At 44.7% G+C, this 6251-nt stretch carries 9 protein-coding genes; all 9 read right to left on the reverse strand.

The features are described 5' to 3' along the window. Positions 1-287: hypothetical protein (locus PHS53_04985; GenBank protein MDD5357465.1), on the reverse strand; the 287-nt coding region annotated here is incomplete at its 3' end. Between the two features lie 69 nt (positions 288-356). Next, on the reverse strand, positions 357-1124 hold the full coding sequence (gene map / locus PHS53_04990) for a type I methionyl aminopeptidase (GenBank protein ID MDD5357466.1): 768 nt from the start codon (positions 1122-1124) through the stop codon (positions 357-359). A gap of 43 nt (positions 1125-1167) precedes the next feature. Beyond that, positions 1168-1755 (reverse strand): nucleoside monophosphate kinase, encoded by a 588-nt coding sequence (locus tag PHS53_04995; protein MDD5357467.1) that lies wholly within the window; start codon positions 1753-1755, stop codon positions 1168-1170. Between the two features lie 539 nt (positions 1756-2294). Next, complete coding sequence (gene secY, locus PHS53_05000) at positions 2295-3566, reverse strand: preprotein translocase subunit SecY (protein ID MDD5357468.1); 1272 nt, start codon at positions 3564-3566, stop codon at positions 2295-2297. A 12-nt stretch (positions 3567-3578) separates the two neighbouring features. Beyond that, positions 3579-4163 carry an uL15 family ribosomal protein gene (locus tag PHS53_05005; protein ID MDD5357469.1) on the reverse strand — a complete coding sequence of 195 codons (585 nt, stop codon included), beginning with the start codon at positions 4161-4163 and terminating at the stop codon, positions 3579-3581. A gap of 14 nt (positions 4164-4177) precedes the next feature. Next, complete coding sequence (locus tag PHS53_05010) at positions 4178-4852, reverse strand: 30S ribosomal protein S5 (protein MDD5357470.1); 675 nt, start codon at positions 4850-4852, stop codon at positions 4178-4180. Positions 4853-4860: 8 nt separating this feature from the next. After that, the gene (rplR, locus tag PHS53_05015; protein MDD5357471.1) at positions 4861-5217 is read right to left on the reverse strand and encodes a 50S ribosomal protein L18; all 357 of its coding nucleotides are present in this window, start codon (positions 5215-5217) and stop codon (positions 4861-4863) included. A gap of 5 nt (positions 5218-5222) precedes the next feature. After that, positions 5223-5753, reverse strand: coding sequence for a 50S ribosomal protein L6 (rplF, locus tag PHS53_05020; GenBank protein MDD5357472.1), 531 nt, complete (start codon positions 5751-5753; stop codon positions 5223-5225). Between the two features lie 132 nt (positions 5754-5885). Then, the coding region (gene rpsH, locus PHS53_05025) for a 30S ribosomal protein S8 (GenBank protein MDD5357473.1) at positions 5886-6251 on the reverse strand (366 nt) is incomplete at its 5' end.

A 6251-nucleotide genomic window follows, 5' to 3' on the forward strand; every position in this document is an offset into this window, starting at 1 on the left:
CCTGTCATCTTCTTGTAAACTTTCCAGTCATACGCATCATCCGGAGGCAGATCAACAATAGCATTGCCCGGCTCGGGCTTTTCTATAACAGCTGTTTCCATCGTGGCACGCCCTGAAGCAGTTCGTTGTTTTGGAATAACAACAGTTTCCTTTGTTGCATTTTCTCTTTCCACTTCCTTGGTATGTCTCTCTAAATCTTCATCTGTTGGCTCCGAGTGAACATGTCCAGATGGCTGTAAAAGCGGATTTGCCTTCAAAAGTTCATCTTCATTTTGAAAATTTTCCATATAAATAAAGGTTACTTGTTTACAAGTATTATATCGGCAGATATTCAAAAAAGATAGCGCTCCTAGAGCCTATTTGGTGAGTATTTCAGGCTTTCCCTCTGTGATAAGAATGGTGTGTTCAAAGTGAGCTCCGCGCTTGCCGTCCCGCGTTTTATAGGTAAATCCATCTTCTGCAAGCTTAATATCGGCTGTTCCTTCATTAAGCATCGGTTCTATGGCAATCACCATGCCAGGGAAAAGCTTCTCTCCTGTGCCCTTTTTGCCGTAATTGGGGATGTAGGGGTCCTCGTGCACTTTATAACCAACTCCATGTCCCGCAAGCTCTCGGATAATGCCAAATTTGTAAGGCTTCACGTATTCCTCAATTGCAAAACCAATATCTCCCGTTGTGTTTCCGTTTTTACATTCTTTGATACCGATCTCCAGAGCTTTTTTGGTAACGCTCAAAAGTTTTTTCGCAACAGCATCAACTTTTCCGACAGCCACCGTGACAGCAGAATCAGTGTAAAGTCCTTTGTGAATAATTCCATAATCGAGACTTACGACATCTCCTTCTTTAATAACCTTACCTTCGCCAGTCGCAGGGCTATGCACCACTTCGTCGTTAATAGAAAGACAGAGTCCTGCTGGATATGGAACTTTATCGTGTTTGGACATGTGACCGAGAAATGCGGGTTTGTCTCCCCCTTCTTCGGTGAGCTTTCGGGCAAAATCTTCAAGCTCCTGCCCGGTTACTCCCGGAGCAACTTTCTTCTGAAGTTCTTTTAAAATGAAAGCAAGACGCTTTCCACCTTCGCGCAGGTATTCGATATCTTTTTCTGTCTTTTTTGTAACCATCAGGGTAGCTTGTAGCTTTTAGCTGGTAGCTATTAGCTTAAAATCAAATACGGAGACCTTTGAGAATATCTGCCTGCACTTTTTCGATCGGCTGTTCGCCATTTATTTCAAGAAAATGGTAATTCTTTTTCTTTTTGAAAAACTCGACAACAGGAAGCACTTCAGTTTCATACCATGCAAGCCTTTTGTTAATGCTATCTTTCTTATCATCTCCTCGCGCTCTCTCCATGAGTCGCTCGCGTGCCCAATTTTCGCTGACATTCAAAAATATAACTGCAGGATTTTCTCGTTTATAAAATTCAAGCGCAAGATTCAAAACTTCCGCTTCAAACAGCTTTCGTGGAGCACCATCGAGAACAAGGTGCACATCAGGAGTCAGATTTTCGATAAGAGAACTCGCCCAATTCCAAATAGCAAGAAATTCAGGCTGAAGCCCCCCTTCCTCAATGATCTGTCGAGAAAGCCCGCTAGTGTAGCCTTTTGACTGAATGAATTCGCGGAATTTCTTGCCAGTCTCGAGATGATAGCCATTGAGACCAGTTTTTTCTTTGAGGTGCGCCAAAAGAAGGTCAGCTTGAGTGCCCTTTCCACAGCCAGATCGGCCAATCATAATGAATGTCTTGGGTGCCATAATACGGCTTATAGTAGCAAAAAACAGCCTAATTAAAAAGAGCGGTGGATTTCTCACCACCGCCCTCACTCGCCAAGTCGAAACCATAGGTTCGTTCTTCTGGGGCACCTGGCGTGCCCTTGGAGAAAATTCTCCACCTGTCGTTTTCCTGGAAAACAAAATCCAGGGAGATGCCTTTAGACGTTCCCGGGGGAGACAACAGCAATTCCCGCTTCCACTTACACGCGCTTCTATGCCAACCGGTTTGGTGACCTCCGCGCGCGACACTAATTTTTCTTTACCGGAGAACGTTGCCCCCATTTGACAAGGCTTTTGAATCCCTCAGATTTTCGCCTGGAGAGACCCACTGGGAGCTCGCTGAAAGCCGGATTTTCAGGCGATTCTCGTAATCGTGATGCACCTCCTTTCTTTGCGGCCAGATTTCATCCTACCACTAACGACGAAAGAGGCAACAAAAAATTTCGCGACCACGCTGTAGTGAACCTACTGCACGGAAGCGAAATTTTTTGGTAACGATGAAATTCGCCAGATTCGAGCTTTTAATATTCGCGCATACTGATTTGAGCGTCTACTTTTTTCATCAAGTCGAGAACTACAGAAACAACAATGAGAAGCGCAGTACCTCCAATAGCAAGAGATTGAATTCCTGTGAGGGCCTGCATTGCGAGCGGAAGCACAGCAATAATACCGAGGAAAAGTGCGCCGAAAAGCGTGAGACGATTCAAGATTTTATAAATATGCGCTGAAGTGGATTGTCCTGGGCGAACTCCTGGAATGAACGCGCCGTTCTTCTGGAGATTTTCTGAAATAGAATCTGGATCGAAAGTAACTGCTGTGTAGAAATAAGTAAAGAGAAATACGAGGATGAAATACGCAAGCGCATAAATCCACTTGTTTGCGATAACAGCAAGGACGAATGTACCAATAGCGCTTATCGTCGCGTTCCCTGTCGAAGAAAGGAAATTGAAAATCATCTGTGGGAAGAGCAAAATTGAAAGTGCGAAAATAATTGGAATAACTCCAGCTTGATTCAATCGAAGAGGAAGATATGTCGAAGTTCCTCCATACACTTTCATTCCACGGACTCGCTTTGCATACGTGACTGGAATTGGCCGTTCGCCTTCAGTAATGATGACGACACCAAAGATAATCGCTACGGCGGCAGCCAAGAAACCGATATAGACAGGAATTTGTGAAGCATCGAAAGAAACAAGCGCTTGGCTCATTGCTGTTGGGATTCTTGCCACGATTCCGGCAAAGATGATGAGCGAAACTCCGTTTCCAATTCCAAATTCAGTGATAAGTTCTCCGATCCACATGAGAAGGACAGAGCCTCCGGCAATGACGATAACATTTACGGCCAGAGCAAAACCTCCGAGAGACGGCACAATTCCCTGCTTCTGAAGAAGGAGGAGAAAGCCGAACGCCTGGAGAAATGCGAGCGGTACGCCGACAAGACGGGAGTACTGTGCAAATTTTGCGCGTCCTGCTTCACCCTCTTCCTGATACATCGCCTTGAGCTTCGGCACCATCATGGTCAAAAGCTGCATGATGATAGATGCAGTGATGTACGGACCGACTCCGAGCATAATGAGAGAAAGGTTTGAAAGCCCACCTCCAGAAAATACATTCAAAAGTCCCAAAAACTGGCTGTTTGCGAAGAAAGCTTGCAGTCGCGCGACGTCAATTCCAGGAATTGGGATGTTTGCGAGCAGTCGAAAGATAATCAAAGCACCGAGTGTAAAGAGTACTCGATTTCTAATGCTCTTATCCGCGATAATGAGCTTTAATTTGGAGAAGAAATTATCCATTGTGTGAAAAACTTATTTTTTAACGGCAACTTTTTCCTTCGCTGGAGCCTTTTCTTTTGCGGGAGCTGGTTTTGCCTTTGCGGGAGCCTTCGCTTTTGGAGCTTCTTTTACAACTACTTTAATAGGAGCACGCTTTGGAAGCTGAACGAGAAGTGCGGGTGCTGTCCCTCCAGCCTTTTCAATTTTTGCCTTCGCTCCGGCTGAAATCTCGCATCCTTCTACTGTAACACGCTTTGTGATTTCCCCCATAGAAAGAATTTTTACGAGAGGAAGATTTCCTTTTACAAGAGGAACTACACCTTTTTCAAGAAGCGTCTTTGGAGAAACTACTTCTCCAGCATTGTAGCCTACTTCGATAAGATCGAGGTTGATTGGGTATACTTTTCGGAAATCGATCGTTTTGTTGCTGTTCTTCCCTCTTCCTCGCATCTTTGGAAGCTTTTTGATGAGGTCTCGAAGCTCTGGTCGTCTCTTGTTTCCCGCTCGAGCAGTCTGTCCCTTGCCTCCTCGGCCAGATGTTTTTCCGCGCTTCCCCCCTCGCCCTACTTGATAGTGCGTGATAAGCTCATGAACTCTTTTTAGATTATGGGTTTGCATGCTATTTTTTGAAATTATCGCTGTTCTTTCTGAAGTGTCGGTGCAGCAAGAACTTTCTTTGTCTTATCTCTAAACTCTGACAATGCCATGATCGCAACCTGCGCATTATTCAAATGATTCTTACTTCGGGAAAGAATTTTCGCGCTGATGTCGGTGATACCTGCAAGCTCGATAACGTTTCGTACAGAGCTTCCTGCTGAAACTCCTCGTCCTCGTGCTGGCTTCAAAACAACTCGTGAAGCATTGAACTTTGCATCAACTTCGTGCGGAATAGACATAGTCTTTGTGAGCGCGAGCTTGATCATATGCTTCTTTGCATTTCGGACAGCTTTGTCGATTGCAAGCGATGTATCTGCTCCTTTTCCAATTCCTACTCCCACAGAGCCTTTTCGGTTTCCTGCAACAAGCGCCACAGAGAAGCTGAATCGTCGTCCTCCGGAAGCAACTCGAGTCACACGTCGAATAGAAATGATTTTCTGATCAAATTCTGGCTTTGTGCGTCCGCCATCTCGTCCTCCCGGCTTTCGGGTATTTCGTCGAGGATTCTTTTCAAAAGTTCTCTGACCGCCTTGAGGTCGTGCACCGCCTCGTGGCATTGGAGCGCCGCTCATTGGAGCACCTGCTACAGGAGCTTGTGGAGCTGTAGGTGCTACTGGAGCTGTATTTGGTTGTGTATTTTCGTCTGACATATGTTTAATTAAAATATCAATCCCCCTTCACGAGCTCCGTCTGCAAGAGCTTTAATTTTGCCTTGATAAACGAAACCTCCTCGGTCAAAAACGACTTTCGTCACTCCCTTTGCTTTTGCGATCTTTGCCAATTCTTTTCCAATTTCAATTGCCTGTTCAGAAATTTTCTTCTTTGAATCTTTCAAATTGAGAGACGAAAAGACAGCGAGCGTTTTCTGTGAGTCATCATCAATAAGCTGTGCATAGAGATGCTTGTTTGATTTGAAAACCGAAAGACGAGGCTTCTCTGCGCTTCCGGAGACGGAGCTGCGGATCTTCTTGTGTCGTCGAATTCTCTTTTCTGATTTTGTGTTAGCAGATTTCATGGAAATTATGTTGTCTTCTTACCAGCCTTGCGTCGGATAACTTCATCGCTGTATCGGATTCCTTTTCCTTTGTATGGTTCAGGCTTTTTCAAATCTCGCACTTTCGCAGTAAAGTGTCCTACCATTTCGACATCATTGCCAGAAATAGTGAGATTTCCTTTTTCAGCAACCACTTTCAATCCTTTTGGAATTTTGAGTTTCACTGGATGAGAAAATCCGAGAGCCAAATTGAGTTCCTCTCCCTTCACATCCCACTTGTATCCCACTCCTTCGATGATGAGCTTCTTCTGGAAAGGTGTATGAACACCTTTGATCATGTTGGTGAGGTGCGCAGAGTAAGTACCCCAAAGAGCTCCTGAATCTTCGCCGACTGGAGTCAAAGTGATTTTGCCATCAGCCAAAGCAATCTTTACATCACTGTGTTTGAAAGGACGTGAAAGTTCTCCAAGAGGGCCTTTGACGGACATAACACCAGTACCGATCTTCACTTCGGTCTTTTCTGGAACTGATATTACTTTTTTACCTATACGTGACATATTTTTTTAAAATTTGTTAAATTGTGAGCAATTCGAGGCGGGAGGGAGAAGTGCGACCGAGCTGTAGATGACCTACTGCGAGGAAGCCTTCGACCCGAACCAACGAAGAAGTGCTCCGATTTTACGAATTTTTTACCATATTTCGAAAAGTGCTTCACCTCCAACTTTCTCCTTTCGTGCTTCAACATCAGAAAGAATTCCTTTTGGAGTCGTGAGCACCATCATTCCGTGTCCCTGCTTCACTCGTCGAATATCAGCTACGCCTTTGTATTGTCGCGAAGAAACATGAGAAAGTCTTTTTACTCCGCTGATTCGTGGCATCCCTTCCTTCTTTGCAAGAACAACATCCAAAAATTTATTTACTTTCTTTCCTCGCTTGGTGAAAGAAGCGATGTAACCGCTCTTTGCGAGAAGTTCCAAAATTGAAGCTTTCAAATCAGAATGAGAAACAGAAAGAGTTTCCTTGCCGGCGTCTCCTGCGTTTTTGAGTTGAATTAT

The organism is Candidatus Paceibacterota bacterium, from assembly GCA_028714635.1.
Classification (GTDB): Bacteria; Patescibacteriota; Minisyncoccia; order Phycocordibacterales; family JAQTLZ01; genus JAQTLZ01.

What these genes read in the sequence shown, in the direction of transcription:
- PHS53_05005 (MDD5357469.1), bottom strand. Translation starts at nt 4,163, where the DNA reads ATGCAAACCCATAATCTAAAAAGAGTTCATGAGCTTATCACGCACTAT.
- map (MDD5357466.1), bottom strand. Translation starts at nt 1,124, where the DNA reads ATGGTTACAAAAAAGACAGAAAAAGATATCGAATACCTGCGCGAAGGT.
- secY (MDD5357468.1), bottom strand. Translation starts at nt 3,566, where the DNA reads ATGGATAATTTCTTCTCCAAATTAAAGCTCATTATCGCGGATAAGAGC.
- PHS53_04995 (MDD5357467.1), bottom strand. Translation starts at nt 1,755, where the DNA reads ATGGCACCCAAGACATTCATTATGATTGGCCGATCTGGCTGTGGAAAG.
- PHS53_05010 (MDD5357470.1), bottom strand. Translation starts at nt 4,852, where the DNA reads ATGTCAGACGAAAATACACAACCAAATACAGCTCCAGTAGCACCTACA.
- rplF (MDD5357472.1), bottom strand. Translation starts at nt 5,753, where the DNA reads ATGTCACGTATAGGTAAAAAAGTAATATCAGTTCCAGAAAAGACCGAA.
- rplR (MDD5357471.1), bottom strand. Translation starts at nt 5,217, where the DNA reads ATGAAATCTGCTAACACAAAATCAGAAAAGAGAATTCGACGACACAAG.